This window comes from Streptomyces aureoversilis (assembly GCF_042657885.1).
Taxonomy (GTDB): Bacteria; Actinomycetota; Actinomycetes; order Streptomycetales; family Streptomycetaceae; genus Streptomyces; species Streptomyces aureoversilis.
Map to the genome: position 1 here is coordinate 1 of NZ_JBHSKJ010000013.1, position 25,667 is coordinate 25,667.

Below are 25,667 nucleotides of genomic sequence, written 5' to 3' on the forward strand. Positions count from 1 at the left end.
GCCTACCGCGACTACCTCGAACTCCACGGCCTGTCCGTCCAGCTCGCCGAAGCCCTCGCCGAGTACTGGCACGCCCGCGTCCGCGCCGAACTCGGCTTCGCCGGCGAAGACCCCGACGACGTCGAAGCTGCATCTTTTTTGGACGACGTGTTCGCCCTCAAATACCGCGGCGCCCGCTTCTCCCTCGGCTACGGAGCCTGCCCCAACCTCGAAGACCGCGCCAAGATCGCCGACCTCCTCCAGCCGGAACGGATCGGCGTCCACCTCTCCGAGGAATTCCAGCTCCACCCCGAACAGTCCACCGACGCCATCGTCATCCACCACCCCGACGCCACGTACTTCAACGCGCGCTGACTCCACGGTGTGCCGAACCGTGTGCCGAGCGGCCGCGCATCGGCGTACCCCCTGTGCGGAGGCGTATCCCCTGTGAGGAAAGGAAGAGCATGGACGCGGAGGCCACACGGTCCCGAAGCACTCTGCGCGAGGTACTCGCGAGCGGCGGACGCTCGCGCTCGTACTCCTTCGAATTCTTCCCGCCGAAGACGGCGGACGGCGAACAGACTCTGTGGGACGCCGTCCGCCGCATCGAGGCGGTGGCCCCGACGTTCGTGTCGGTGACCTACGGGGCGGGCGGGTCCTCGCGCGACCGCACCGTGGCCGCCACCGAGCGCATCGCCTCCGAGACCACGCTCCGGCCGGTCGCCCACCTGACCGCGGTCGACCACTCCGTCGCCCAGCTGCGCCACATCATCGGGCAGTACGCCGCCGTCGGCATCAGCGACATCCTCGCCCTGCGCGGGGACCCTCCGGGCGACCCGCAGGGGGAGTGGCGGCGCCACCCCGAAGGCTTCTCCCACGCCCGGGAACTGGTCGAGCTCATCAAGGACTCTGGCAGCTTCACGGTCGGCGTGGCCGCGTTCCCCGAGCGCCACCCCCGGTCGGCGGACTGGGACGACGACATCCGCCACTTCGTGGCCAAGTGCCGGGCCGGCGCCGACTACGCCATCACGCAGATGTTCTTCCACGTCGAGGACTACCTGCGGCTGCGGGACCGCGTCGCCGCGGCCGGCTGCACCGTCCCCATCATCCCGGCGATCATGCCGGCCACGCACGCGCGGCAGATCCGCCGGTTCGCCGAGCTCAGCAACGCGGCCTTCCCCCAGGACCTGGCCGACCGCCTCACCCGGGCCGCGGACCGCCCGAAGGTCGCGCACCGCATAGGCGTGGACTACGCGACGGACATGGCTCGCAGGCTCCTCGACGAGGGGGCGCCGGGGCTGCACTACATCACCCTCAACCGGTCCACTGCGACGCTGGAGATCCATCAGAACCTGGGCTTGGGATTGGGCTCGGGCTCGGGCTCGGGCTCGGGGCGGCAAGCGGTAGCGGCCTGAGGCGATTTCCTTTCCCGGACCGGCCGGCCTTCATGGCCGGCCGGTCTTTCCGGCACGGCACCAAGAGTCGGAAAAGGGTGGGTAATGAAAACCATCTAGTTGGTTTTGTTTTGCTACACTTCTCACACGCTGAATACGGGTGACATGTCCCCGTCCACTTCCCACCTCCCCGCGTCGGGGCGCCGGGGTTCGAGTTCGTCGCGGGAGTCGTCCATGAGGAAGCAAGAGCGAGCAGAACGCACCCGCCGCGCACTGATCCACTCCGCCGCCGCCGCGTTCGACGAGTACGGGTACGCGAGTTCGCGGGTCTCGGGGATCAGTGCCAGGGCCGGGGTCAGCACCGGCGCGTTCCACTTCCACTTCGAGGACAAGGAGTCGCTGGCCGCGGCCGTCGAGTCCGAGGCGCGCGAGGCCCTCCTCACCATCACGCGCTGCGCGGACAGCAGCGACGAGCCGGCCCTGCAGGTGCTCGCGGACGCCTCCCACGCGATGGTGAGCCGCCTCCGCAGCGACCTCGTCGTCCGCGCCGGATTCCGCCTGAGCTGCGACGTCGCCGATGCGAAGAGGCCCGACCTGCGCCGCCAGTGGCAGGACTTCGTGTGCCGGCAGCTGGTGCGGGCGGGCAGTGAGGGGGCGCTCGCCGAAGGGGTGGCGCCGCAGGACGCGGCCACGGTCATCACGGCGTCGACGACGGGGCTGGAGGTGCTCGGCCGGGGCGATCAGGAGTGGCTGTCCCGGGAGGCGGTCACGGCCTTCTGGCGGCTGCTGATGCCCCGGCTCGCCGCCTCGCACATGGTCGGCCGCCTGGACCCGGCGGGGTCGGACGTGACGGCGGGGTACGGCGACGCGTACGCGACCCCGGCGGTGCCTCGGCCGGTGGAGTCGGCTGCGTCCTGACCCCGGGCGGAACCGGGCCCCGCTGGAAGGGTGTTGGAGAGGCCCTGGAGGGGCTCTGGAGCGGCTCTGGAAGGGGTCTGGAAGGGGTCTGGAAGGGGTCTGGAGGAGGCCTGGAGTGGTGATCGAACCCGATCGCATAGCGTGACGAACTACCCCGTACGACCTTGACATACAAACTGGTCGGTTTGCTACGTTCGGGCCATGCGTCGGGGGTGTTCCGCGTGTGCCCTGTCGCTCATCCGCGAGGGCGCCCGCTGCGGTGCCCGTGGCTTCGAGGAGGCGCCGGTGCGAGCGTCGAAGGAAGAGATGACGGGGCCCGGTCTGGGGTCCGATTTCGCGGCCGCCCTGCATGACGGCCTGGCCCGTTACGGCTCGCTGAGGTCCTGGCGTGAGACGCCTGCTGTGCCGTCCGTGTCTGCTGCTCCGTCCGTAACTGCTGCTCCGTCCGCAACTGCCGTGCCGTCCGCAACTGCCGTGCAGGAGAAGGTGTCCGTCGCCGCGATGCTCGAAGAGGCCCTGCCGCCATCGGCGTTGGCCGCGGTCGCCGGGGTGCTGCTGGAGTCCACCGCGCGGCAGATGCTGGGGGAGCCCGGAACCGTGGGCGGCGACGAGGCGTTGCGCGCCCTCGGCATAGCCCAGGTGCTGGGCTATGCCACGGCGCGGGAGGCCCGCGGTGCCCGCGAGACTCGGGAGGCCGCGGGGGCGGGGTCCGTGCCTCCCGCGGCCGTGTCGGCTGCGCTGCGAACGGTCAAGCGGTCGTTGGAAGGTGCCGTGGGAGGTGCCGTGGGAGGTGCCGCGGGAGGCGCCGCTACGGGCGCGGCCCGGGCGTGACTTCGTAGGCGAGGTAGGTCGGCGCCCCGGGCATGTTGATCTCGGCCTTGCCGGGCAGGCCCTCCAGGGCCTGCCGGATGGCGGCCATGCGGCCGTCGGTGTCGGAGTTCTCCACGAAGTTGCGGTAGTCGGCCTCGGTGGCCCAGTGGACGAGGTTCACGACGCGCGTGCCGTCCGTGCTGAGGTGGAACCGGGCCGAGCGGTATCCGGGGTAGAAGCGCACCCAGGTCTTCTGGATCTCGGTGAACGCCTTCAGGAGGGCGTGCTGCGTCTCGGGCCCGTCGACGGTGTAGTCGATGATCGAGTAGAAGCCGGATTCCTTGGTCATGCGTTCCCTCGCTCTCTCCCCCGCGTGGCCGGTGTGAGGCTCGTGATCGCATCATCGAACCTCGACTTTGCTTGAGGTCAAGGGGGCGCGGCGGCGTACGGCAACGATCCGGCCACGTGGTGTGCGGGGCGGGGGCGGGGGGCCTTCCGGGCCTCTCCTTGGGTAGCTTCTGGGCGGCCCTTCCGGCAGCCGGAAGGGCCGCCGGATCGGTTCATGCGAAGGGGGAGGTGGGGCGCGATGTCGCGACTGCCGTACGTGCCGGGGTTCGCGCGTCCGAAGGCGGCGGGCGGGTCGCCGAAGGCCGAGGGGAAGGCGCTGCGGGAGCGGGTGCCGCGGGCCGCGCACGCGGAGTGGACCGCCGGGCCGGGCCGGCCGGACGCGGTCGCCGTGGTGGAGGCGTCGAACGCGGGGCGGCTGCCGGAGCTCACGCCGATACGGGTCGGCCGGATGGCCGCGTCCCCCTTCGCCTTCCTGCGCGGGTCCGCAGGGCTGATGGGCCACGACCTGATGGACTCGGCGGTGACCGGGGTCGGCGCCCAGATCTGCGGAGACGCCCACGCCGCCAACTTCGGGCTCTACGGGGACGCGCGCGGCGAACTCGTCATCGACCTCAACGACTTCGACGAGACCCTGCACGGGCCGTGGGAGTGGGACGTGAAGCGGCTGGCCGCGTCGCTGGTGCTGGCCGGGCGGGAGGCGGGCGCGGACGAGCCGACCTGCCGGGCGGCGGCGCGGGACGCCGCCGGCTCCTACCGGCACACGATGCGGCTGCTGGCCCGGATGCCGGTGGCGGAGGCGTGGAACGCCATCGCCGACGAGCGGCTCGTCTCCCACGCGGACGCCCGCGAGCTGGTCGGCACGCTGGAGCGGGTCGCGGAGAAGGCCCGGCGGAACACAAGCGCCCGCTTCGCGGCCAAGGCCACGGAGAAGACCGACGACGGGCGGCGCTTCGTGGACGCCCCGCCCGTGCTGCGCCGGCTGCCGGACGGGGAGGCGGCGGCGGTCGCCCTCGCCCTCGGCGGCTACCTCGGCACCCTCCCGGAGGACCTGCTGCCGCTGACGGCCCGGTACGAGGTGCAGGACGTGGCCTTCCGCATCGTCGGCACCGGAAGCGTGGGGCTGCGCTCGTACGTGGTGCTGCTCCTGGACCACCGCGGCGAGCCGCTCGTGCTCCAGGTGAAGGAGGCCCGGCCCTCGGTCCTGCTGCCGTACGCGGAGAAGGCCGGCTTCGCGCTGCCGCCGGACGGGCACGAGGGGCGGCGCGTTGTGCTCGGCCAGAAGCGGATGCAGGTCGTCAGCGACGTGCTGCTGGGCTGGGCGACGGCCGAGGGCCGGCCGTACCAGGTGCGGCAGTTCCGCAACCGCAAGGGCAGCGTCGACCCGGCGGCCCTCACCCCCGACGAACTGGACGACTACGCCCGCCTCACCGGCGCCCTCCTGGCCCGCGCCCACTCCCACACCGCGGACCCCCGCCTGATAGCGGCCTACTGCGGCAAGTCCCCGGCCCTGGACGAAGCCGTGGCCGGCTTCGCCCACACCTACGCAAACCAAATGGAAGCAGACCACGAAACCTTGACAAGGGCGATCCGCACGGGCCGCCTGGCCGCCGAGACAGGCGTCTAGCCGGCAACAAGCCCCCTTCCCGGCCCCGCCGTCGTTTGCCCACCTGCGGCGATTGGCGGGGCCCGCAGCCAAAAACTCCGACCGCGGTGTTGACCCGCGCGTGGCGCTCATGACGGGTGCCGCAGGCAAAACTCCGACCGCGATGGTCGCCCGCCTGTGGCGGCTGTGGCGGGGGCCGCCGGCAACCCCCCGCCGCAACGGCGAGCAGCCGAGACGGCGCATCCCGGCGGTGCCGGACGGCCTGCTGCCGGCCGGGCACTGGCGGTCCCGACGTGGTGTTCACCTGCCTGTGGCGCTTGTGGCGGCGGCCTGCAGGAAAAGCCCCCACCGCAACGGCGAGCAGCCGAGACGGCGCATCCCGGCGGTGCCGGACGGCCTGCTGCCGGCCGGGCACCCGGACTCCGCGGTGCCTGATTGCCTGCCCATGGCGGGGCCGCCGGCAAAACCCCCGTCGCCCCGCGACAAGGGCGAGCGCCCGGCGCGGGACGAGGTATCCGGGGAACCCTCCGGGAGGGAACTACGCTGGTCGGGTGATGAATCCGGCAGCAGACACTTCCCGCCTGGAAAAGGCCGTCCGCACGGCCGAGACGGCGCTGATCGAGTTCGAGATCGCCGTGGAGACGTTCCGGGTGGAGGTGGAGAACTTCTCCCGCCTGCACCACCAGCGCCTCGGCCCGGTCTACGCCCGGCTCGACGAGCTGGAGGCGCAGATCGCCGAGGCCGTGGCCGCCCGCAGCGGCGACGCCGAGGACCTGCGCCGGGCCCGCGAGGCCCGGGCGCTGGTGCAGCCGCTGCCCGGCGTGGAGCAGCTCTTCGACGGCTGGCTGGACTCGGAGGGCCTCTCCCCGGAGGCGCAGGCGATGCTCACGGAGAAGCCGGTCCGCCCGCCGCGCCGGGTGCGCCCGAGCGACGAGGCCCGCAAGGCCTTCCGGGAGCTGGTCCGCGAGGCGCACCCGGACCTGGCGCGGGACGAGGCCGAGCGGCTGCGCCGCGAGGCGTTCATCGTGCGGGTCAACGCCGCGTACGCGGACGGCGACGAGGCCCTGCTGCGGGAGCTGGCGGCGGAGTGGGCCGCGGGCCCGCCGCCGGAGCCGCGCCCGCTGGACGTCGCGGAGGAGCTCTACGCCCGCCTGGAGTGGCTGGCGCGGCGCAAGGAGATGCTGTCGGAGCTGGCGGCCGAGCTGGAGGGTTCGGCGATCGGCTCGATGCTGCGGATGGCGCCGGAGGACCCGGACGGTCTGCTGGAGGAGATCGCCGAGGGCCTGCGCGCCCAGGTCGCGGAGCGCGAGGCGCATCTGCGGGAGCTGGTCGGGTAGCGTCGTGGGCATGAGCTTTGGTTCCGGTATTCCCGCGGTCGGCGTCGACGCCCTTTCGCCCGAGGACTTCCTGCTGGACGTCCGCGAGGCCGACGAGTGGGCGGCGGGCCACGCGGAGGGCGCGCTGCACATTCCGATGAGCGACTTCGTGGCCCGCTTCGGCGAGCTGACGGAGAAGGCGCCCGACGGCGCCCGGATCAACGTCATCTGCCGTTCCGGCGGCCGGTCCGCGCAGGTCACCGCCTATCTGGTGCAGCAGGGCATGGACGCGGTGAACGTCGCGGGCGGCATGCAGCACTGGGAGGCCGCGGGCCGCCCGGTCGTGGACGGCAACGGCTCCCCCGGCACCGTGATCTAGCAGCCCCGGTCTAGTAGCCGTCAGGCGCATGGGCGGCCAGCAGGTCGCCCAGCGCCTCCTCGTGGGCCGCGGCGGGGCCGAGGGACAGCTCCAGCTGTTTGGCCCAGGCGTGGTAGCGGTGCAGGGCGTATTCGGTGTCGGCGCCGAAGCCGCCGTGCAGGTGCTGCGCGGTCTGCACCGCGCGGCGCACTCCTTCCGAGGCCCACACCTTGGCGACGGCGAGGTCGGCGGCGGCCGGCAGCGGTCCGCCCGCCCCGGATTCCAGCCGCCAGGCGGCCTGCCAGAGCGTGGCCTCCATCGCCCGCAGGTCGATGTAGCGGTCCGCGGCCTGGACGGCCACCGCCTGGAACGTGGCCAGCGGGAAGCCGAACTGCTCCCGCTTCCCCGTGTACGCACTGGTCATCCGGCACACCGCCGTCCCCACGCCGAGCGCGAGCGCGCACGTCCCGACGATGAGCAGCTCGCGCAGCCGATCCCAGGCCCCTTCGGCGGTGACGACCTGCGGGGCGCCGAGTCGTACGGAGTCGAGCCGCACCTCGGCGTACCGCTCGCCGTTGGTGGACACCTGCCCGGCCAGGCCCACCCCCGGGTGATCGCGAGGGACGAGCCCGAGCACGGAGCGCCCGTCCGCGATCTGCGCCGGAATGACCAGCAGGTCGGCGGACGGCGCCCACGGCACGGCAGTCTGGACGCCGTCGAGCACCCAGCCCGCCCCGGCCGCCGGCCGTGCACCGACCGCGAGTTCGGCCGCGTCGTGCCCCGTGCGCCCGCTGGAGGCGACCGTGGCGACCAGCTCGCCCCGTCCGAGCGCGGGCAGGACCGCCGCCCCGGCCGGGCCACCGTGCGTGCTGAGCGCGAGCGCCGTCGCCCCGGATTCCAGCAGCGGCACCCGGGCGAGCACCTGCCCCACCTCGCGCAGCACCAGGCACAGGGCGATCGGCCCGAGCCCCGCCCCGCCGTGCTCCCCGGCGACGGTCAGGCTCAGCAGATCGGCGGCGGCCAGCCGGCGCCACAGCGCGCGGTCGAAGTCCTCCGCGACCGGGCCCCGGGAGAGGACCGGGCTGGGTACGCCGTCGGGGGAGACCCTGGAGAGGACGGCCTGCGCCGCTTCCCGGGCCGCCTGCTGTTCCTCGGTGAAGGTGAAGTCCACTGCCGCCGTCCTCCCGCGCCTGGTGTCCGGCTCGCCGGACCTGAAACCTGACGGTCCGTCAATTTAAGGCGGGCGGCGGCAAATGGGAACGCTCAGCGGTCGAAGTCGAGCTCCACCTCTTCCGTCAGCGGATGCGACTGGCAGGCCAGGACATGGCCGCTCTCGATCTCTTCCGGCTCCAGTGCGAAGTTCCGGTCCATCCGCACCTCGCCGCTGACCAGGAACGCCCGGCACGTCCCGCACACCCCGCCCTTGCAGGCGTAGGGCGCATCCGGCCGGTTCCGCAGGACCGCCTCCAGCAGCGTCTCCCCTTCCCGCACGGGCCAGCTGCCGCCGCGCCCGTCGAGCTTCGCGGTCACCGTGCTGTGCACGGGCGAGCCGGCGGGAGCGGCCCGGCCGGACTCCACGGCGGCCCCGGACTCCTCGGCCGCCCCGGACTCCACGTGGAAGATCTCCTGGTGGATGCGGTCCCGTCCGACCCCGAGGCCGCGCAGCGCCCGCTCGGCACCCCGCACCAGGCCGAAGGGCCCGCACAGGAACCAGCCGGCGATCTCCTCCACCGGCACCAGCGCGGGCAGCAGCCGGGCCAGCCGCTCCTCGTCCAGCCGCCCGGACGGCAGCCCGGCCTGCTGCTCCTCGCGGGAGAGCGCGTGCACCAGCTGGAAGCGGTCGGGGAAGCGGTCCTTGAGGTCGGCGACCTCCTCCAGGAACATCGTGGAGGCGGCGGTCCGGTCGCTGCGTATGAGGCAGAACCGGGCCTCGGGCACCCTCGCCAGCAGGGTCGAGGCGATGGACAGCACGGGGGTGATCCCGCTGCCGCCCACGATCGCCGCGAAGTGCCCGGCGCGCGGCTCCAGCACGAACCGCCCGGCCGGTGCCATCACCTCCACGGTGTCCCCGGCGGCCAGCTCCTTGAAGGCGTACGTCGAGAACTCGCCGCCGTCGACCAGCCGCACGCCCACCCTCAGCTCCGCGGGGCCCGGCGCCCCGGGGGCGGGCGCGGGGGCGCACAGCGAATACGTGCGGCGTATCTCGCCGCCGTCGCGGGTGGGGCGGCGGACGGCGATGTGCTGGCCGGGGGCGTAGCGGTAGGTCTCCCGCAGCTCGGGGGGCACGGCGAAGGCGACGGCCACCGAGTCGTCGGTGAGGGGGTCGACGGAGGCCACTCGCAGGGGGTGGAAGGCGCCGTGGCGGGCCGCTGCCATCTACAGCTCCTTGAAGTGGTCGAACGGCTCCCGGCACGCCTCGCAGCGGCGCAGGGCCTTGCAGGCGGTGGACGAGAAGCGGCTGAGCAGCGTGGTCTCGGTGGAGCCGCAGTGCGGGCACCGGATGCCCAGGCCCACCATGACGGGCCCGCCGGCGCCGGGGCCCGTGGGCCGGGGCGGCGCTATGCCGAACTCGGCGAGCTTGCGGCGCCCTTCGGCCGTGATGTCGTCCGTGGACCAGGCGGGGGAGAGCACGGTGCGGACGGACACCTCGGCCTGGCCGTGCTCGTGCAGCACGCGCTCGATGTCCGCGGACATGGCCTCGATCGCGGGGCAGCCGGTGTAGGTGGGGGTGAGCTCGACCTCGACCCGGCCGGGGCCGGTGACGTGCAGGTCGCGCAGCACGCCCAGCTCGGCCAGGGTGAGCACGGGCAGCTCGGGGTCGGGGACGGCTCCGGCCAGGGCGCGCAGCCGCTCCTCCAGGGCGGTGGGTGCGGTCACCATGACGCCCCCGGGTGGCTGCGGTGCAGATGCTGCATCTCCGCGAGCATCCGCCCGAACGGCTCGGTGTGGATGCCCTGCCGGCCCGCGCCGGCCGTCCACGCACCGCTCTGCGGGCCGGAGGGCGGGGTGAGCGTGGCGCGCTCGACGACGCCGGTCACCGCGGACAGCCAGGCCTCGCGCAGGGCGCTCCAGTCGACCGGCAGCCCCTCGACGGGCTCGAAGAGCTCGCCCGTATACCTCCAGAGGGCGTCCAGCCCGCGCTGCATGCGGGTGCGGCTCTCCTCCGTGCCGTCGCCGAGCCGCAGCGTCCAGTGCTCGGCGTGGTCGCGGTGGTAGGCGACCTCCTTGACGGCCTTGCCGGCCAGGGGTGCGACCGGCCCGCCGGCCGTGGCCAGCTGCTCGTACAGCAGGTGCTGGTAGGTGGAGAAGTACAGCTGGCGGGCGATGGTGCGGGCGAAGTCGCCGTTGGGCTGCTCGACCAGCTGGGCGTTGCGGAAGGCGCGTTCTTCCCGCAGGTAGGCCAGCTCGTCCTCGTCGCCGACGAGGGAGAGCAGGGTGCGGGCCTGGCCGAGCAGGTCGAGGGCGATGTTGGCGAGGGCGACCTCCTCCTCGAGGACCGGGGCGTGCCCGGCCCACTCCCCCAGCCGGTGGGAGAGCACCAGGGCGTCGTCCCCGAGGGCCAGCGCGGCCGCGGCCAGGGGGGCCTCCACAGCGGTCACGGGCTCGCCGTTCACAGGTGCCGCACCCCTTCCGGGATCTCGTAGAAGGTCGGGTGGCGGTAGGGCTTGTCGGCCGCGGGCTCGAAGAAGGGGTCCTTCTCGTCGGGGGAGGAGGCGGTGACCGCGGTGGAGGGCACCACCCAGATCGAGACCCCCTCGGAGCGCCGGGTGTAGAGGTCGCGGGCGTTGCGCAGGGCCATCTCCGCGTCGGGGGCGTGGAGGCTGCCCGCGTGGGTGTGGGCGAGGCCGCGCCTGCTGCGCACGAAGACCTCCCACAGCGGCCAGTCAGCGTTCGTCATGCCGTCGCCTTTCCGTGCTTGGCCGCGTATGCGGCGGCTGCCTCGCGCACCCATGCGCCCTCTTCATGGGCCCGCCGGCGCTGGTTGATCCGCTGGTCGTTGCAGGGGCCGTTGCCGCGGAGCACCTCCTGGAACTCCGTCCAGTCGATGGGGCCGAAGTCGTGGTGCCCGCGCTCCTCGTTCCACCGGAGGTCGGGGTCGGGGAGGGTCAGGCCGAGGGAGTCGGCCTGGGGGACGCAGATGTCCACGAACCGCTGGCGCAGCTCGTCGTTGGAGTGCCGCTTGATCTTCCAGGCCATGGACTGGGCCGAATGGGAGGACTCGGCGTCGGGCGGGCCGAACATCATCAGCGAGGGCCACCACCAGCGGTCCACGGCGTCCTGCGCCATGGCGTGCTGGGCCTCGGTGCCGCGGCTCAGGGCGAGCAGCAGTTCGTAGCCCTGGCGCTGGTGGAAGGACTCCTCCTTGCAGATGCGGACCATGGCGCGGGCGTAGGGCCCGTAGGAGCAGCGGCACAGCGGGACCTGGTTGGTGATGGCGGCGCCGTCGACGAGCCAGCCGATGGCGCCCACGTCGGCCCAGGTCAGGGTGGGGTAGTTGAAGATCGAGGAGTACTTCTGGCGGCCCGAGTGGAGCTTGTCGAGCAGCTCGTCGCGGCCGGTGCCCAGGGTTTCGGCGGCGCTGTAGAGGTAGAGGCCGTGGCCGGCCTCGTCCTGCACCTTGGCCATGAGGATCGCCTTGCGGCGCAGCGAGGGCGCGCGGGTGATCCAGTTGGCCTCGGGCTGCATGCCGATGATCTCGGAGTGCGCGTGCTGCGCTATCTGGCGGACGAGGGTGGCGCGGTAGGCGTCGGGCATCCAGTCCCGCGGCTCGATGCGCTCGTCGGCCGCGACGGCGGCGTCGAAGGCCGCCTCGTAGGCCGCGGTGTCCCGGGCTCCTGTGTCCGGCGCCATCGTCGTCATGGCATGCCCCCTGCCTCTCCGCCCGCATGCGACCGGCCCGACCGACCGATCGTTCGGTTCAATGGTGGTGCGGCCGCCCAGGGGTGTCAAGCCTGTGGATAACCCCCGGCCGCTGTGCCCCGCCGGACGACCTGGGTACCGTTCGGGTGCACAGCACAGGCGGGACGCAGGAACGGGGCGGGGCATGGAGTCGGATGACGGGCACGAGCGGGCCGGCGCCCTCGCGGGGCTGTCCCTGCCCGCGCGCCTCGTCGTCGCGGCGGGCGCAGCGGTGATCGCGGTGACGGCGGGGGTGCACCTGGCGATGGTGTTCCTGCACGTGGCGCCGTCGAACACGGTCACCAAGCAGAACGCGGCGGCGATAGACGACTACATCTATCCGGAGTACGAGCAGAACTGGAAGTTCTTCGCTCCCAACCCGCTCCAGCAGAACGTGGCGGTGCAGGCCCGCGCCGAGCTCGCCGGTCCCGACGGGCGGACCACGGTGACCGGCTGGACCGACCTGACCGCGAAGGACGGCGCCGCCATCCGGCACAACCTCCTCCCCAGCCACACGCAGCAGAACGAGCTGCGCCGCGCCTGGGACTTCTACACCAATTCCCACGACGTCAAGGAAGCGCCCAACGGGCTGCGCGGCGAGCTCTCCGAGCAGTACATCCGGCGCATCGTCGTCGGCCGCCTCGGCCCCGAGCAGGACGGGCGCAGCCTCCGCCGCGTCCAGGTGCGCGCCGTGACCACCCTGGTCGCGCCGCCGGTCTGGAGCGACGAGAAGGGCGGGGCCAAGCCCGCCTACCGGGTGCTGGGCTGGTGGCCGGTCACCGCCGCCGACCGTACGGAGGCGAAGAACCGATGAGCACGACCCTGCCGCTCGGCGCCCGGATCTCGCGCGCCGCCGACCGCGTCACGAGCAGCCCCCTCGGCGCCTACCAGACGGCCGTGATCCGCATCGGCCTCTCCTTCACGTGGCTGGTCTTCCTGCTGCGCGAATGGCCGAACCGGCACGAGATGTACGGGCCCGACGGGCCGTGGAGCTGGGAGATGGCCCGTCGGCTGACAGCCGACAACCACGCCTTCACCGCCCTGCTGTGGTCCGACGGCGGCCTGTGGTTCGAGGCCGTCTACGCCTTCGCCGTCGTGACCGCCGCCCTGCTGACCCTGGGCTGGCGCACCCGCACCATGACCGTGCTCTCCATGGTCGGCGTGCTGTCGCTGCAGAACCGCAGCGTCTTCCTCGGCGACGGCGGCGACAACGTCATCCACCTGATGGCGCTCTACCTGATCCTCACGCGCTGCGGGCGGGTCTGGTCGCTGGACGCCCGCCGCGCCGCGAAGCAGGCCGGCGCCCCCGCCCGCGCGGACGTGACGGGCATCGTGCTGTGGGCCGCCTGCGGGCTCGCGCTGGCCGCCGCGCAGATCCTCGGCGAAACCCGGATGTCCTGGACCGACCACGGCCCGCTCCCCGGCGTGGGCTGGGCCACCGCGCTGTGGGGCCTGTGGCTCGTCCAGGCGCTGTGGTGGCTCGCGGGGCGCTACGCACCCGAACCCCGCGCGGTCCTGGACGTCCTGGCCAACCTGCTGCACAACGCGGGCCTGCTGGTGATCATGGCGGAGGTCTGCCTGATCTACGCCACGGCCGGCTGGTACAAGATCCAGGGCTCGCGCTGGCAGGACGGCACCGCGCTCTACTACCCGCTGCACCTCGACTACTTCTCGCCCTGGCCCGAGCTCTCCCACGCCCTCGCCGGCAGCGGGCTGCTCGTGCTGCTGCTCACCTACGGCACCGTGGCGGTGCAGGTCGCCTTCCCCTTCACCCTGCTCAACCGGCGGGTGAAGAACGTCCTGCTGGCCGTGATGATGATGGAGCACCTCGGCATCGCCCTGCTGCTCGGGCTGCCGTTCTTCTCCCTCGCGATGATCGTGGCCGACGCGGTCTTCCTCCCCACCTCCTTCCTGCGCCGCCTGGGCCCCCTCGCCGGCCGGGCCCGCGACCGGCTGCTGCCGGCCCGTGAGCAGCCCGTCCCGGCGCAGCGCGAGGGGGACGAAGCGGCCGACCGGACTCTCGTAGGCTGAGGGCATGACCGAGGACGAAGCCGCTGCCGCCGTGCGGCAGTGGGGCGAGCACGCCCCCGACGCCGTACTGCTCGACGGCTTCCACGCCCTGAAGCACGCCCTGCGCTTCGGCGCGGACGTGCGGCTCGCGGTCACCGCCGACAAGGCGGCGGCGCTGCAGCTCGCCGCCGCGCTGGCCGACGACCTCACGGCCGACCTCGCCGAGCGGCTGGTGGAGATCCCGGCGAAGGCCCTGCGCGAGCTGGTGCCCAGGATCCACCCCACCGGCGTGGCCGCGCTCGCCGTGCGGCCGGCCCGCAGGGCGAACCTCGACGCGCTCTCACGGGCGCCCCGGAAGGCCCCCGTCGTCGTCCTGGACAACCCCCGCAACCTCGGCAACGTGGGCGCCGTGATCCGGCTGGCGGCCGGTTTCGGCGCCACGGGCGTCGTCACCACCGGGGACATGGACCCCTGGCACCCCAACGCCGTACGCGCCGGGGCGGGGCTGCACTACGCCACCGCCGTCGAGCGGCTGCCCCTGCCCGAGCTCCCGCCCGGGCCGCTGTACGCCCTGGACCCGGAGGGCGACGACATCCGCTCCCTCACGCTGCCCGACGACGCGCTGATCGCCTTCGGCTCCGAGCGCCACGGCATCTCGCCCGAGCTGCGCGAGAGGGCGACCCGGCTGGTCGCCCTCCCCATGCGGCCGCAGGTCTCCAGCTACAACCTCGCCACGAGCGTCGCCATGGCGCTGTTCCACTGGGGAGGCCCGGGCCCGGACCGGAGCTAGGCCGGGCGGCGCACCTCGATCGTGCGGAAGCGGTTCGCGACGAACGCGCCGTCGCACAGGGCCGCATTGGCGGCGGGGTTGCCGCCGGAGCCGTGGAAGTCGGAGAAGGCCGCCGTCTGGTTCACGAACACCCCGCCCGTCAGGTTGAGCGAGAGCTGGGCGCACTCCTCCAGGCAGGCCTCCTCCACCAGCCGCTCGACCTCGGGCGACGTGGTGTACGCGCCGACGGTCATCGCGCCCTTCTCCCGCACCGTGCGGCGCAGCAGCTCCACGGCGTCCGCCGCGGAGTCGACGGCCACGGCGAAGGAGACCGGGCCGAAGCACTCCGAGAAGTAGGCCGCTTCGGCGTCGGGCTTGGCGCCGTCCAGCTTCACGATCACCGGGGTGCGGACGGTGGCGCCGGGGAAGTCGGGGTTGGTCACCGTGCGGGAGGCGAGGGCGACTTCGCCCAGCTGCGCGGCGGCGTCGATCCGCTCCTTGACCTGGTCGTTGACGATGGCGCCCAGCAGGGCGTTCGCCCGGGCGTCGTCGCCCAGCAGGCCGTCGACCGCGGCGGCCAGATCGGACACCACCTCGTCGTAGGACTTGTGCCCGGCGTCGGTGGCGATGCCCTCGCGGGGGATCAGGAAGTTCTGCGGGGTGGTGCACATCTGGCCGCTGTAGAGGGACAGCGAGAAGGCCAGGTTGCCGAGGAGGCCCTTGTAGTCGTCGGTGGAGTCGAGGACGACCGTGTTGACGCCGGCCTTCTCCGTGTAGACCTGCGCCTGGCGGGCGTTGGCCTCCAGCCAGTCGCCGAAGGCGGTGGAGCCTGTGTAGTCGATGATGCGGATCTCCGGGCGCACGGCCAGGGCCTTGGCGATGCCCTCGCCGTCCCGCTCGGCGGCCAGCGCCACCAGGTCGGGCGAGAAGCCGGCCTCGCGCAGCACCTCGCGCCCGATGCGCACGGTCAGGGCCAGGGGCAGCACCGCGCGCGGGTGCGGCTTGACCAGGACGGCGTTGCCCGTGGCGAGCGAGGCGAAGAAGCCGGGGAAGCCGTTCCACGTGGGGAAGGTGTTGCAGCCGATGAGCAGGGAGACGCCGCGCGGGACGGCCGTGAACTCCTTGCGCAGCTCCAGCGGATCGCGCTTGCCCTGCGGCTTGGACCACTGGGCCGAGCCCGGCGTGCGGACCTGCTCCGCATAGGCGTAGGCGACGGCCTCCAGGCCCCGGTCCTGGGCGTGCGGGCCGCCGGCCTGGAAGGCCATCATGAAGGCCTGGCCGCTGGTGTGCATCACGGCGTGGGCGAACTCGTGCGAGCGGGCGTTGATCCGCGCGAGGATCTCCAGGCATACCGCGGCCCGCGCCTCCGGCCCCGCCTCGCGCCACTGCGGCATCGCCGCGCGCAGCGCCGGCAGCAGCTCCTCGACGGCAGGGTGCGGATACTCGATGCCGAGCTCGATCCCGAACGGCGACACCTCCGCGCCCGCCCAGCCGTCCGTGCCCGGCTGGTCCAGCTCGAAGCGCGAGCCGCGCAGCGCCTCGAAGGCGGCCTGGCCCTCGGCGGCGCTCAGGCTGCCCGGCACGGCGCCCTCCGCGCCGTACGCCTTCGGGTGCTCGGGGAAGGGGGACCAATAGGCGCGCGTGCGGACGGCATCCAGCGCCTGATCCAGGGTGGGGCGGTGCTTCTCGGTCAACTGAGCGGTGGTGAGTCCGGCGGTCACGGCTGACCAACTCCTTGTCGAGCGGGGCTCCGATACGGGGGACCAGACGCACCCCCGGTGGATACAGTAACCGAACGATCGGTCGGGACAAGGGGGCCCGGCAATCCTGTGGAAAAACACTTCGGGGAGGATCACTGCCATGACCGCAATCGACCCGGCCGGCACCGTCGCCGTCGTCGGCGCCGGCACCATGGGCCAGGGCATCGCCCAGGTCGCCCTGACCGCGGGCCACCCCGTGCGGCTGTACGACGCCGCGCCCGGCCGCGCGGAGGAGGCGGCGCGGGCGATCGCCGCCCGGCTGGGCCGCCTGGTGGACAAGGGCAGGCTCGACGCGGCCGGCCGGGACGCTGCTCTCGCCCGTCTGCGGCCCGCCGCACGGCTCGCCGAACTCGCCGACTCCGCGCTCGTCATCGAGGCGATTGTCGAGCAACTGCCCGTCAAACAGAAGCTGTTCGCCGAGCTGGAATCGGTCGTTCCCGACCCGTGCCTGCTGGCCACCAACACCTCGTCCCTGTCGGTGACCGCCGTCGCCGGAGGCCTGAGGCTCCCCGGCCGCTTCGTCGGCCTGCACTTCTTCAACCCCGCACCGTTGCTGCCGCTGGTGGAGGTCGTCCGGGGCTTCGCCACGGACGCGGATGCCGCCGAGCGGGCGGCGGCCACGGTGGCCGCGTGGGGCAAGACCCCGGTGACCTGCGCCGACGCCCCCGGTTTCATCGTCAACCGCATCGCCCGGCCCTTCTACGCCGAAGCCTTCCGGCTGTACGAGGAGCGCGCCGCCGACCCCGCCACCCTCGACGCCGTCCTGCGCGAGTGCGGCGGGTTCGCGATGGGGCCCTTCGAGCTCACCGACCTCATCGGCCAGGACGTGAACGAAGCCGTCACCCGTTCGGTCTACGAGTCGTTCTTCCACGACCCGAAGTTCCGGCCGTCGCTGGCCCAGCGCCGGCTGGTGGAGGCGGGACTGCTGGGGCGCAAGAGCGGCCGGGGGTGGTTCGACCACTCCGCGGAGGCGCAGCGGCCGCTGCCGCACACCGCGGAGCCGCAGGACGCCCCGGCGGCGGTCCGCGTCACGGGCGGCCTGGGGCCCGCCGCCGCCCTGGTGGAGATGATCCGGGAGGCGGGCATCGAGGTCACCGTGGAGGGGGACGGACAGGCCTCCGGGGGCCACATCAGGCTGCCCGGCGGTGCGTGCCTGGCCCTGACCGACGGCTCCGCCGCCCTGGAAGGGCCTCCGGGAGAGCGCGGCATTTTCTTCGACCTGTCGCTCGACTACCGCGCCGCCACCCGCATCGCCCTGGCCCCGTCCGCGGACGCCGCACCCGAGGACGTCCGGGAGGCCACGGGCCTCCTGCAGGCGCTCGGCAAGAAGGTAAGCGTGATCGACGACGTACCCGGCATGATCGTCGGCAGGACCGTAGCGATGATCGTGGACCTCGCCGCCGACGCCGCCGCCCGCGAGGTGGCGACCCCCGAGGACATCGACAAGGCCATGCGGCTCGGCGTGAACTATCCGGGCGGTCCCCTGGAGTGGGCCGACCGCCTCGGCGCGGTCTGGCTGTGGAACTTCCTGTACAACCTGCACGACGAGGGGGCGGGCGAGCGCTACGCGCCGTCGCGGGCCCTGAGGCGCCGTGCGGACCGAGAGGCACGGGTGCTGTAATCGTGACCATGGCCAAGCGCGACACCTACACGCCCGAATCGCTGCTCGCGGTCGCCGTCGAGGTGTTCAACGAGCGGGGCTACGACGGCACGTCCATGGAGCACCTCTCCAAGGCGGCCGGGATCTCCAAGTCCTCCATCTACCACCACGTGAAGGGCAAGGAAGAGCTGCTCCGGCTCGCGATAAGCCGCGCCCTGGACGGGCTCTTCGCCGTGCTGGACGAGCCGGGGGCGACCGGGGGACGCGCCGTCGACCGCCTGCAGTACGTCACCCGGCGCACTGTCGAGGTGCTCATGGCCGAGCTGCCCTACGTGACGCTGCTGCTGCGCGTGCGCGGCAACACCGACACCGAGCGCTGGGCGATGGAGCGCCGCCGCGAGTTCGACCACCGCGTCGCCGACCTGCTCAAGCAGGCGGCGGCCGACGGCGACCTGCGGGCGGATGTGGACGCACGGCTGGCCACCCGGCTGCTCTTCGGAATGATCAACTCCGTGGTGGAGTGGTACCGCCCCGGCCACGGCGGGGCGGCGACCAGCGAAGAAGTGGCCGATGCGGTGGTGCTGACGGCGTTCGCGGGCCTGCGCACCCCCGGGCGGGACTAGCCCTTCTCCTCCAGGTCCGTCTCCTCGAAGATCAGCAGCGTGCGGGTGCTGAGCACCTCGTCCATGGACTGGATGCGGGTCAGCACCAGCTCGCGCAGGGCGCGGTTGTCCTTGGTGTGCACCAGCAGGAGTACGTCGAAGTCCCCGCTGACCAGGGCGATGTGCGCGGCCCCCGGCAGCTCCCGGAGCTTGTCGCGGACAGTGCGCCAGGAGTTCTGCACGATCTTCAGCGTGATGTACGCCGACGCGCTCTGCCCCGCCCGCTCCTGGTCGACCCGCGCGCTGAAGCCCCGGATCACCCCGTCGTCGATGAGCCGGTTGATCCGGGCGTAGGCGTTGGCGCGCGAGACGTGCACACGCTCCGCGACGGAGCGTATCGACGCGCGGCCGTCGGCCTGGAGCATGCGCAGGATGGCGCGGTCTATCTCGTCCAGCGGCCGCGCCGGTGCCCTGCTCCCGGTGAAGGCCATCTGTTCGTCCGGCATGGCGTCCCGCCTCCCCCTCTTGGACGTCCTGGCCATATCTCAGGCTGTGGAGAACCGTTTGTCCACAGGCTCGGGCCGCCTGTAGCCAAAATGTGCCGACGACCGAACAATCGGTAGGGAGGGCGTCGGCGCGATTTCGCCGTACGTCCGGTCAAGCCCGTCCTCACGAAGGAGGTGCTCGTCATGACGGTTCTGGAGCAGCCCGGTTCGTACCGGCCCACCCCGCCCCCCGCCTGGCGGCCCCGCACCGACCCCGCCCCCCTGCTTCCCGACGCGGAGCCGTATCGCGTGCTGGGCACGGAGGCGGCGGACGGGCTCGACGCCGGGCTGCTGCTCCGGCTCTACGGCCACCTCGTCCGCGGCCGGAGATACAACGCCCAGGCCACCGCGCTCACCCGCCAGGGCCGGCTCGCCGTCTACCCCTCCTCCACCGGGCAGGAGGCGTGCGAGGTCGCCGCCGCGCTCGCCCTGCAGGAGCAGGACTGGCTCTTCCCGAGCTACCGCGACACCCTCGCCGCCGTCGCCCGCGGCCTCGACCCCGTCCAGGCGCTCACGCTCCTGCGCGGCGACTGGCACACCGGATACGACCCCCACGAGCACAGGATCGCACCGCTGTGCACCCCGCTGGCCACCCAGCTGCCGCACGCGGTGGGCCTCGCCCACGCCGCCCGCCTCAAGGGCGACGACGTGGTCGCGCTCGCCATGGTCGGCGACGGCGGCACCAGCGAGGGCGATTTTCACGAGGCGCTGAACTTCGCCGCCGTCTGGCAGGCCCCCGTCGTCTTCCTCGTGCAGAACAACGGCTTCGCGATCTCCGTCCCGCTCGCCAAGCAGACCGCGGCCCCCTCGCTCGCCCACAAGGCCGTCGGCTACGGCATGCCCGGCCGGCTCGTGGACGGCAACGACGCCGCTGCCGTCCACGAGGTGCTCACCGACGCCGTGCGGCGGGCCCGCGAAGGAGGCGGCCCCACCCTCGTGGAAGCCGTCACCTACCGCATGGACGCCCACACCAACGCCGACGACGCCACGCGCTACCGCAGCGACACCGAAGTCGAGACCTGGCGCGGCCACGACCCCATCGCCCTGCTGGAGCAGGAGCTGACCGCACGCAAGCTCCTGGACGAGGCCGGCATGGCCGCCGAGCGGGAAGCGGCCGAGCGCATGGCCGCCGACCTGCGCGAGCGCATGAACCAGGACCCCGTGCTGGACCCCATGGACCTCTTCACCCACGTCTACGCCGAGCAGACCGTCCAACTGCGGGAGCAGGCCGAGCTGCTGCGCGCCGAGCTCGACGCCGCGGCGGAAGCCGCCCCGGACTCCCCGGAAGGGACGCAGCGATGACCACCGCGGCAGTCAGGGCCGGAGCCCGGCCCTCCTCCATGGCCCAGGCCCTCAACCGGGCCCTGCGCGACGCCATGGCCGAGGACCCGGCCGTCCACGTCCTCGGAGAGGACGTCGGAGCGCTCGGCGGCGTCTTCCGTGTCACCGACGGCCTGGTGAAGGAGTTCGGCGAGGACCGCTGCACCGACACCCCGCTCGCCGAGGCCGGCATCCTCGGCACGGCCGTCGGCATGGCCATGTACGGGCTGCGGCCCGTGGTCGAGATGCAGTTCGACGCCTTCGCCTACCCCTCGTTCGAGCAGCTCATCAGCCACGTCGCCCGGATGCGCAACCGCACCCGCGGCGCCGTGCCCATGCCGCTCACCGTCCGCGTGCCCTACGGCGGCGGCATCGGCGGCGTCGAGCACCACAGCGACTCCTCCGAGGCGTACTACATGGCCACCCCCGGCCTCCACGTCGTCACCCCCGCCACCGTCGCCGACGCCTACGGGCTGCTGCGCGCGGCGATCGCCTCCGACGACCCCGTCGTCTTCCTGGAGCCCAAGCGGCTCTACTGGTCCAAGGCCGAGTGGGACCCCGAGGCGCCCGAGGCGGTGCCCGCCATAGGGCGCGCCGCCGTCCACCGCCGCGGCACCTCCGCCACGCTCATCACGTACGGGCCGTCCCTGCCGGTCTGCATGGAGGCGGCCGAGGCGGCCGTCGCCGAAGGCTGGGACCTCGAAGTCGTCGACCTGCGCTCCCTCGTGCCCTTCGACGAGGAGACGGTCTGCGCCTCCGTCCGGCGCACCGGACGTGCCGTGATCGTCCACGAGTCGACCGGATTCGGCGGCCCCGGCGGGGAGATCGCGGCCCGGATCACCGAGCGCTGCTTCCACCACCTGGAGGCCCCGGTGCTGCGCGTCGCCGGCTTCGACATCCCGTACCCGCCGCCGATGCTGGAGCGGCACCACCTGCCCGGGGTCGACCGGGTGCTGGACGCGGTCGCACGGCTGCAGTGGGAGGCGGAGAGCTGATGCCCGAGGTCAAGGAATTCCGGCTGCCCGATCTCGGCGAGGGGCTCACCGAGGCGGAGATCGTGCGCTGGCTGGTCGAGGTCGGCGAGGTCGTGGCCGTCGACCAGCCGGTCGTGGAGGTCGAGACGGCCAAGGCGATGGTCGAAGTCCCCTGTCCGTACGGCGGCGTGGTCACGGCCCGCTTCGGCGAGGAGGGCACGGAGCTTCCCGTGGGGGCGCCGCTGCTGACGGTCGCCGTCGGAGCGCCCGCGGAGGCGGGGTCCGGCCCCGCGGCGGAGGGCTCCGGCAATGTCCTCGTGGGCTACGGCACGGGGGCGCCTGCGGCGCGGCGCCGCCGTGTCCGGCCGCAGGCCGGGGGGTTCGTGGGCGCCTCCGGTGCGGGGGCCACCTCCGGTGCGGGCTTCACCTCCGGTGCCGGGTCCGCGGGCGGCTCGGCGGAGCCGGGTGCGCCGGGTGCGCCGGGTGCGCCGGGGGCAGAGGGGCACCGCCGGCCCCGTTCGTACGGGCTGAGCGCCGCTGCGGCGGAGGGGACGGCTGAGGCTTCCGGCGATCCTTCGGGCGGAGGTCCGGCCGGGGCGGCCGGCCTGGAGGCGGGCGGGCACCGCCGGTCACGTCCACATGGGCCGAGCGCCGCTGCGGCGGAGAGTGTGGCCGGGGCGGCCAGTGGCATTGCGGGGCGGGGGGTGGCTTCGGACGTGTCCGGGGAGCGGCGTGCGGGCTCGGCCGAGGGCGGGTCACCACGTCCCGGCCTCACCGGCCCCGTTCCCGTCGTGTCCCCCCTCGTCCGGAAGCTGGCCCGTGAACACGGGCTCGATCTGCGGGCCTTGACCGGTTCCGGGCGGGACGGGCTGATCCTGCGCGCCGATGTGGAGCGCGCCGTGCGTGCCGCCGAAGCCGTGGCCGCCCCCGAGCCCACTGCGGCGGCCGCCCCCGGCGAGGCGGGCGCCGAGCGCATCCCCCTGCGCGGGGTGCGCGGTGCCGTCGCCGAGAAGCTCGGCCGGAGCCGGCGAGAGATCCCCGACGCCACCTGCTGGGTGGACGCCGATGCCACCGAGCTGCTCGCCGCCCGCCGGGCCATGAACGCCGCGGGCGGGCCGAAGGTCTCCCTCCTGGCCCTGCTCGCCCGCATCTGCACGGCCGCCCTGGCCCGGTATCCCGCCCTCAACGCCACCGTCGACACCGAAGCCCGGGAGATCGTCCGCCTGCCCGGCGTCCACCTCGGCTTCGCGGCCCAGACCGAGCGCGGCCTGGTCGTCCCCGTCGTCCGGGACGCCCACCTGCGCAACGCCGCCGGCCTCTCCGAGGAGATCGCCCGCCTCACCGAGGCCGCGCGGTCCGGCACGCTGACCCCGGCCGAGCTCACCGGCGGCACGTTCACGCTGAACAACTACGGCGTGTTCGGCGTCGACGGCTCCACGCCGATCATCAACCACCCCGAGGCGGCCATGCTCGGCGTCGGCCGGATAGCCCCCAAGCCCTGGGTCCACCAGGGCGAGTTGGCGGTACGGCACGTGGTGCAGCTGTCGTTCACCTTCGACCACCGGGTCTGCGACGGCGGCACGGCGGGAGGCTTCCTGAGGTACGTGGCCGACTGCGTCGAGCAGCCCGCTGTGTTGTTGCGCTCTCTCTGAGCTTTCGCCCCGCCCCGAACGGCCATACTCGTCGGGTGACTGGTTACGACGCCGTAGTGCTCGCCGGTGGCGCGGCCCGCAGACTGGGCGGCGCCGACAAACCCACCCTGCGCGTGGGCGGGCGGACGCTGCTGGACCGGGTGCTGGAGGCGTGCGCGGACGCCGAGGAGACCGTCGTCGTGGGGCCCCGGCGCCCCACCGCACGGCCCGTGCGGTGGGCCCGCGAGGAGCCGCCCGGCGGCGGCCCCCTCGCCGGGCTCGCCGCCGGCCTGCGCCAGACGGCCTCCGCCACCACGCTCGTGCTCTCCGCCGACCTGCCGTTCCTGCGGGCCGAGACCGTACGGGCGCTGCTCGCCGCGGCGGCCACCGGCGGTCCGTACGTGGAGGGCGTCCTGCTCACCGACTTCGACGGGCGCGACCAGCCGCTGGTCGCCGCCTACCGCACCGAGCCGCTGCGCCGGGAGCTGGCGCTGCTCGCCACCGAGCACGGCAGCCTCGCCGGGCTGCCGCTGCGGCTGCTCACCGACGAGCTGACCCTCGGCCGGTTCGCGCACCCGACGGCCTCCTTCGACTGCGACACCTGGGAAGACGTCGCCACCGCCCGCGCGCGCATCAGGGACGATGGGAGCGTGTTGGATGAATGGATCTCCGCGGCCAAGGCCGAACTCGGCATCGACCTGGACGTCGACACCACCGCCCTCCTGGACCTCGCGCGCGACGCCGCGCACGGCGTGGCCCGCCCTGCCGCGCCCCTGACGACGTTCCTCGTCGGCTACGCCGCGGGGCGCGCGGGCGGCGGCCCCGAAGCGGTGGCCGAAGCAACCCGCAAGGCCGTGGCGCTCGCCCAGCGGTGGGCGGCGGAAGCCGCTGCCGCCGGGGCGGCTGTGGGGACGGCTGCCGCCGGGGGCGGTGCGGTCGCGGCGTCCGCCGAGGACGGCGTGGCCGGCAAGCCCGCCGAGAACGGCTTGGCCCCGAAGCCCGCCGAGGGCAGCGCAGCCGGGAAGCCGACCTCGGGCGGTACGGGTGCGGAGCCCGCCCCGGACGGCGTGGCCGGCAAGTCCGCCGCCGGTGGCGCGGACGGGAAGCCCGTCGACCGTGGCGCTACCGGCAAGGCCGCCGACCGTGGCGCTACCGGCAAGTCCGCCGACCGTGGCGCCACCGGCAACGCCGTCGACCGTGGCGCGGACGGGAAGGCCGACGGGGCGCGATGAGTGACGCCGACGCGGATTCCTCGCTCGACCGGGCGACGGACGAGGCACTGGCCCTCTTCGCCGACGACCGGCGACGCCACCACGCCCGCCCCGTGGACCGCCCTGCGGACCGCCCCGCGGACCGCCGCGCCGAGCGGCCCGCCTACGACGTCGACGACGCCCTGCGCGGCAGCGCCCAAGCCCCCTTCGCGTACTTCCCGTTCGACGAGATACCCGTCGGGGGCGGCGTGGTCGACGGCGGACGAAGCGTCGGGACCACGCCCCGCAGGCCCGGTCCCGAGGACGGGGCCGGCTCCGCCCCCGCCCCCGCCTTCGACACCTTCCCCCTCATCGACGTCGCCGAGGACGAAAAGCGGGCCCGCCACATGACGGCCGACGCCACCCCCCACTGCGCCCCCCACTCCACCCCCTGGCCCGCGGCCCGTGCCGTCGCCGCCGCGGCCGCCGAGGCCCTCCCCGCCGAGGAGCGCCCTCTCGGCGACGCCCTCGGGCAGGTCCTCGCCGAGCCGCTCGTCGCCCTCACCGACCTGCCCTCCTTCGACACCTCCGCCATGGACGGCTGGGCCGTCTCCGGCCCCGGCCCCTGGCGTCTGCCCCCGCCCGGCGAACAGGACGTCCTCGCCGGCCGCCCCGGCACGGGCCCGCTGCGCGACGGGCACGCCCTGCGGATCGCCACGGGGGCCCGCATCCCGGCCGGGGCGACGGCCGTGCTCCGCAGCGAGCACGGCGAAGTCACCGTGCAGGGCGAGCTGCTCGCCAACCGGCACGTCAGCCACGGCCAGGACATCCGGCCGCGCGGCGGCGAGTGCCGGCAGGGCGACCGGCTCGTGCCCGCGGGCACGGTCGTCACGCCGCCCCTGCTCGGCCTCGCGGCCGCCGCCGGCTACGACACGCTGACCGTCACCCGCCGCCCCCGCGTCGACGTGCTCGTCCTCGGCGACGAGCTCCTCCAGGAGGGCCTGCCCGAAGGCGGACTGATCCGGGACGCCCTCGGGCCGATGCTCGGACCCTGGCTGCGGGCGCTCGGCGCCGAGCCGGGCGAGGCGCTGCGCATCGGCGACGACGCGGACGCGCTGTACGCCGCGCTCGCCGGCTCCACCGCGGACGTGGTCGTCACCACCGGCGGCACCGCCTCCGGGCCCGTGGACCACGTCCACCCCACGCTGCACCGCCTGGGCGCCGAGCTGCTGGTCGACGGGGTCGCCGTGCGGCCCGGGCACCCGATGCTGCTCGCCCGGCTCGCGCCCGGGCGCCTCGTCGTCGGGCTGCCCGGGAACCCGCTCGCCGCGGTGGCCGGTCTGCTGACGCTCGCCGAGCCGTTGCTGTGCGCGCTCACCGGGCGGGCGCCGGACGAGCCCGTACGAGCCGCGCCGGGGGAGGCCGTGTCCGGGCATCCTGCCGACACCCGGCTCGTGCCGGTCACGTACGACGGCCCCGGCCGGGTGCGGCCTCTGCGGTTTCACGGGCCCGCCATGCTGCGGGGGTTGGCGGCGGCCGACGCGTTGGCGGTCGTACCGCCGGGCGGAGCGGGACGATCCGTCGAGGTCCTCAAGCTCCCGTCGAGGTCCTGAAGGCCCCGTCGAGGTCCTGAAGCGCCCG

General features: G+C 73.8%; 25 protein-coding genes and 1 pseudogene. 17 read left to right on the top strand and 9 right to left on the bottom strand.

Annotated features, from left to right (window positions below; genetic code table 11):
* The 4 genes from ACFPP6_RS22370 to ACFPP6_RS22385 all read left to right on the top strand — a co-directional run.
* On the top strand, positions 1-354 hold a 354-nt coding region (locus tag ACFPP6_RS22370), incomplete at its 5' end, for a vitamin B12 dependent-methionine synthase activation domain-containing protein (protein ID WP_382045179.1).
* Positions 355-443: 89 nt separating this feature from the next.
* A complete protein-coding gene (gene metF / locus ACFPP6_RS22375) occupies positions 444-1,394 on the top strand; it encodes a methylenetetrahydrofolate reductase [NAD(P)H] (RefSeq protein ID WP_382045182.1) in 951 nt (316 codons plus the stop codon).
* A gap of 213 nt (positions 1,395-1,607) precedes the next feature.
* Positions 1,608-2,291, top strand: a complete 684-nt coding sequence (locus ACFPP6_RS22380) for a ScbR family autoregulator-binding transcription factor (RefSeq protein WP_382045186.1) — start codon at positions 1,608-1,610, stop codon at positions 2,289-2,291.
* 456 nt (positions 2,292-2,747) lie between these two features.
* On the top strand, positions 2,748-3,122 hold the full coding sequence (locus ACFPP6_RS22385; RefSeq protein ID WP_382045188.1) for a hypothetical protein: 375 nt from the start codon (positions 2,748-2,750) through the stop codon (positions 3,120-3,122).
* Here ACFPP6_RS22385 and ACFPP6_RS22390 read toward each other — a convergent pair.
* On the bottom strand, positions 3,100-3,450 hold the full coding sequence (locus tag ACFPP6_RS22390) for an antibiotic biosynthesis monooxygenase (protein WP_382045191.1): 351 nt from the start codon (positions 3,448-3,450) through the stop codon (positions 3,100-3,102). The two genes, ACFPP6_RS22385 and ACFPP6_RS22390, sit on opposite strands and share 23 nt — an antisense overlap.
* Before the next feature lie 213 nt (positions 3,451-3,663).
* Here ACFPP6_RS22390 and ACFPP6_RS22395 point away from each other — a divergent pair, with 213 nt between their 5' ends.
* From ACFPP6_RS22395 to ACFPP6_RS22405, 3 genes are all read left to right on the top strand, one after another.
* On the top strand, positions 3,664-5,073 hold the full coding sequence (locus ACFPP6_RS22395) for a DUF2252 domain-containing protein (RefSeq protein ID WP_382045193.1): 1,410 nt from the start codon (positions 3,664-3,666) through the stop codon (positions 5,071-5,073).
* A gap of 533 nt (positions 5,074-5,606) precedes the next feature.
* Positions 5,607-6,389: a J domain-containing protein gene (locus tag ACFPP6_RS22400; RefSeq protein ID WP_382045196.1), complete on the top strand. Its 783-nt coding sequence runs from the start codon at positions 5,607-5,609 to the stop codon at positions 6,387-6,389.
* Between the two features lie 10 nt (positions 6,390-6,399).
* Positions 6,400-6,747, top strand: a complete 348-nt coding sequence (locus ACFPP6_RS22405) for a rhodanese-like domain-containing protein (protein WP_382045199.1) — start codon at positions 6,400-6,402, stop codon at positions 6,745-6,747.
* A gap of 10 nt (positions 6,748-6,757) precedes the next feature.
* Here ACFPP6_RS22405 and ACFPP6_RS22410 read toward each other — a convergent pair whose 3' ends face one another.
* The 6 genes from ACFPP6_RS22410 to paaA form a co-directional block, all read right to left on the bottom strand.
* A complete protein-coding gene (locus ACFPP6_RS22410) occupies positions 6,758-7,897 on the bottom strand; it encodes an acyl-CoA dehydrogenase family protein (RefSeq protein ID WP_382045202.1) in 1,140 nt (379 codons plus the stop codon).
* Positions 7,898-7,989: 92 nt separating this feature from the next.
* Complete coding sequence (locus ACFPP6_RS22415; RefSeq protein WP_382045205.1) at positions 7,990-9,102, bottom strand: 2Fe-2S iron-sulfur cluster-binding protein; 1,113 nt, start codon at positions 9,100-9,102, stop codon at positions 7,990-7,992.
* On the bottom strand, positions 9,103-9,606 hold the full coding sequence (gene paaD / locus ACFPP6_RS22420) for a 1,2-phenylacetyl-CoA epoxidase subunit PaaD (RefSeq protein ID WP_168095386.1): 504 nt from the start codon (positions 9,604-9,606) through the stop codon (positions 9,103-9,105).
* Positions 9,600-10,325, bottom strand: a complete 726-nt coding sequence (gene paaC, locus ACFPP6_RS22425; RefSeq protein WP_382045209.1) for a 1,2-phenylacetyl-CoA epoxidase subunit PaaC — start codon at positions 10,323-10,325, stop codon at positions 9,600-9,602. The genes paaD and paaC overlap by 7 nt, the downstream gene beginning before the upstream one ends.
* An 11-nt stretch (positions 10,326-10,336) precedes the next feature.
* Complete coding sequence (paaB, locus tag ACFPP6_RS22430; protein ID WP_179081656.1) at positions 10,337-10,624, bottom strand: 1,2-phenylacetyl-CoA epoxidase subunit PaaB; 288 nt, start codon at positions 10,622-10,624, stop codon at positions 10,337-10,339.
* Positions 10,621-11,586: a 1,2-phenylacetyl-CoA epoxidase subunit PaaA gene (paaA, locus tag ACFPP6_RS22435; RefSeq protein ID WP_382045213.1), complete on the bottom strand. Its 966-nt coding sequence runs from the start codon at positions 11,584-11,586 to the stop codon at positions 10,621-10,623. The genes paaB and paaA overlap by 4 nt, the downstream gene beginning before the upstream one ends.
* A gap of 184 nt (positions 11,587-11,770) precedes the next feature.
* Here paaA and ACFPP6_RS22440 point away from each other — a divergent pair, with 184 nt between their 5' ends.
* From ACFPP6_RS22440 to ACFPP6_RS22450, 3 genes are read left to right on the top strand one after another with little or no spacing between them, the layout of a single operon-like run.
* Positions 11,771-12,439, top strand: coding sequence for a DUF5819 family protein (locus ACFPP6_RS22440; protein WP_382045216.1), 669 nt, complete (start codon positions 11,771-11,773; stop codon positions 12,437-12,439).
* Positions 12,436-13,656, top strand: a complete 1,221-nt coding sequence (locus ACFPP6_RS22445; RefSeq protein ID WP_382045219.1) for an HTTM domain-containing protein — start codon at positions 12,436-12,438, stop codon at positions 13,654-13,656. The genes ACFPP6_RS22440 and ACFPP6_RS22445 overlap by 4 nt, the downstream gene beginning before the upstream one ends.
* Positions 13,657-13,660: 4 nt before the next feature.
* Positions 13,661-14,425: a TrmH family RNA methyltransferase gene (locus tag ACFPP6_RS22450; protein ID WP_382045221.1), complete on the top strand. Its 765-nt coding sequence runs from the start codon at positions 13,661-13,663 to the stop codon at positions 14,423-14,425.
* Here ACFPP6_RS22450 and paaN read toward each other — a convergent pair.
* Entirely contained in the window at positions 14,422-16,125 is a 1,704-nt protein-coding gene (gene paaN / locus ACFPP6_RS22455) for a phenylacetic acid degradation protein PaaN (protein WP_382045224.1), read from the bottom strand. The two genes, ACFPP6_RS22450 and paaN, sit on opposite strands and share 4 nt — an antisense overlap.
* A gap of 139 nt (positions 16,126-16,264) precedes the next feature.
* On the opposite strand from paaN, the gene ACFPP6_RS22460 reads away from it, so the two are divergent.
* The gene (locus ACFPP6_RS22460; protein ID WP_382045226.1) at positions 16,265-17,785 is read left to right on the top strand and encodes a 3-hydroxyacyl-CoA dehydrogenase; all 1,521 of its coding nucleotides are present in this window, start codon (positions 16,265-16,267) and stop codon (positions 17,783-17,785) included.
* A 2-nt stretch (positions 17,786-17,787) separates the two neighbouring features.
* Complete coding sequence (locus tag ACFPP6_RS22465) at positions 17,788-18,387, top strand: TetR/AcrR family transcriptional regulator (protein WP_058047400.1); 600 nt, start codon at positions 17,788-17,790, stop codon at positions 18,385-18,387.
* On the opposite strand, the gene ACFPP6_RS22470 is transcribed toward ACFPP6_RS22465, so the two are convergent.
* On the bottom strand, positions 18,384-18,872 hold the full coding sequence (locus ACFPP6_RS22470) for an Lrp/AsnC family transcriptional regulator (RefSeq protein WP_382045229.1): 489 nt from the start codon (positions 18,870-18,872) through the stop codon (positions 18,384-18,386). The two genes, ACFPP6_RS22465 and ACFPP6_RS22470, sit on opposite strands and share 4 nt — an antisense overlap.
* Before the next feature lie 183 nt (positions 18,873-19,055).
* On the opposite strand from ACFPP6_RS22470, the gene pdhA reads away from it, so the two are divergent.
* The 5 genes and pseudogenes from pdhA (at position 19,056) to ACFPP6_RS22495 (ending at position 25,639) form a co-directional block, all read left to right on the top strand.
* Complete coding sequence (gene pdhA / locus ACFPP6_RS22475) at positions 19,056-20,213, top strand: pyruvate dehydrogenase (acetyl-transferring) E1 component subunit alpha (protein WP_382045232.1); 1,158 nt, start codon at positions 19,056-19,058, stop codon at positions 20,211-20,213.
* On the top strand, positions 20,210-21,226 hold the full coding sequence (locus ACFPP6_RS22480) for an alpha-ketoacid dehydrogenase subunit beta (protein ID WP_382045235.1): 1,017 nt from the start codon (positions 20,210-20,212) through the stop codon (positions 21,224-21,226). Before pdhA ends, ACFPP6_RS22480 begins: the two co-directional genes overlap by 4 nt.
* Complete coding sequence (locus tag ACFPP6_RS22485; RefSeq protein ID WP_382045237.1) at positions 21,226-22,857, top strand: dihydrolipoamide acetyltransferase family protein; 1,632 nt, start codon at positions 21,226-21,228, stop codon at positions 22,855-22,857. Before ACFPP6_RS22480 ends, ACFPP6_RS22485 begins: the two co-directional genes overlap by 1 nt.
* 35 nt (positions 22,858-22,892) lie before the next feature.
* A pseudogene (locus ACFPP6_RS22490) lies at positions 22,893-23,735 on the top strand (NTP transferase domain-containing protein); the annotation flags it as partial.
* 329 nt (positions 23,736-24,064) lie between these two features.
* Positions 24,065-25,639: a molybdopterin molybdotransferase MoeA gene (locus ACFPP6_RS22495; RefSeq protein WP_382045240.1), complete on the top strand. Its 1,575-nt coding sequence runs from the start codon at positions 24,065-24,067 to the stop codon at positions 25,637-25,639.
* Positions 25,640-25,667: the final 28 nt, after the last annotated feature.

Coding starts and splice junctions, on each gene's coding strand:
- metF (WP_382045182.1), top strand. CDS start 444: ATGGACGCGGAGGCCACACGGTCCCGAAGCACTCTGCGCGAGGTACTC.
- ACFPP6_RS22380 (WP_382045186.1), top strand. CDS start 1,608: ATGAGGAAGCAAGAGCGAGCAGAACGCACCCGCCGCGCACTGATCCAC.
- ACFPP6_RS22390 (WP_382045191.1), bottom strand. CDS start 3,450: ATGACCAAGGAATCCGGCTTCTACTCGATCATCGACTACACCGTCGAC.
- ACFPP6_RS22395 (WP_382045193.1), top strand. CDS start 3,664: ATGCGAAGGGGGAGGTGGGGCGCGATGTCGCGACTGCCGTACGTGCCG.
- ACFPP6_RS22400 (WP_382045196.1), top strand. CDS start 5,607: ATGAATCCGGCAGCAGACACTTCCCGCCTGGAAAAGGCCGTCCGCACG.
- ACFPP6_RS22405 (WP_382045199.1), top strand. CDS start 6,400: ATGAGCTTTGGTTCCGGTATTCCCGCGGTCGGCGTCGACGCCCTTTCG.
- ACFPP6_RS22415 (WP_382045205.1), bottom strand. CDS start 9,102: ATGGCAGCGGCCCGCCACGGCGCCTTCCACCCCCTGCGAGTGGCCTCC.
- paaD (WP_168095386.1), bottom strand. CDS start 9,606: ATGGTGACCGCACCCACCGCCCTGGAGGAGCGGCTGCGCGCCCTGGCC.
- paaB (WP_179081656.1), bottom strand. CDS start 10,624: ATGACGAACGCTGACTGGCCGCTGTGGGAGGTCTTCGTGCGCAGCAGG.
- paaA (WP_382045213.1), bottom strand. CDS start 11,586: ATGACGACGATGGCGCCGGACACAGGAGCCCGGGACACCGCGGCCTAC.
- ACFPP6_RS22440 (WP_382045216.1), top strand. CDS start 11,771: ATGGAGTCGGATGACGGGCACGAGCGGGCCGGCGCCCTCGCGGGGCTG.
- ACFPP6_RS22445 (WP_382045219.1), top strand. CDS start 12,436: ATGAGCACGACCCTGCCGCTCGGCGCCCGGATCTCGCGCGCCGCCGAC.
- ACFPP6_RS22450 (WP_382045221.1), top strand. CDS start 13,661: ATGACCGAGGACGAAGCCGCTGCCGCCGTGCGGCAGTGGGGCGAGCAC.
- ACFPP6_RS22460 (WP_382045226.1), top strand. CDS start 16,265: ATGACCGCAATCGACCCGGCCGGCACCGTCGCCGTCGTCGGCGCCGGC.
- ACFPP6_RS22470 (WP_382045229.1), bottom strand. CDS start 18,872: ATGCCGGACGAACAGATGGCCTTCACCGGGAGCAGGGCACCGGCGCGG.
- pdhA (WP_382045232.1), top strand. CDS start 19,056: ATGACGGTTCTGGAGCAGCCCGGTTCGTACCGGCCCACCCCGCCCCCC.
- ACFPP6_RS22480 (WP_382045235.1), top strand. CDS start 20,210: ATGACCACCGCGGCAGTCAGGGCCGGAGCCCGGCCCTCCTCCATGGCC.
- ACFPP6_RS22485 (WP_382045237.1), top strand. CDS start 21,226: ATGCCCGAGGTCAAGGAATTCCGGCTGCCCGATCTCGGCGAGGGGCTC.
- ACFPP6_RS22495 (WP_382045240.1), top strand. CDS start 24,065: ATGAGTGACGCCGACGCGGATTCCTCGCTCGACCGGGCGACGGACGAG.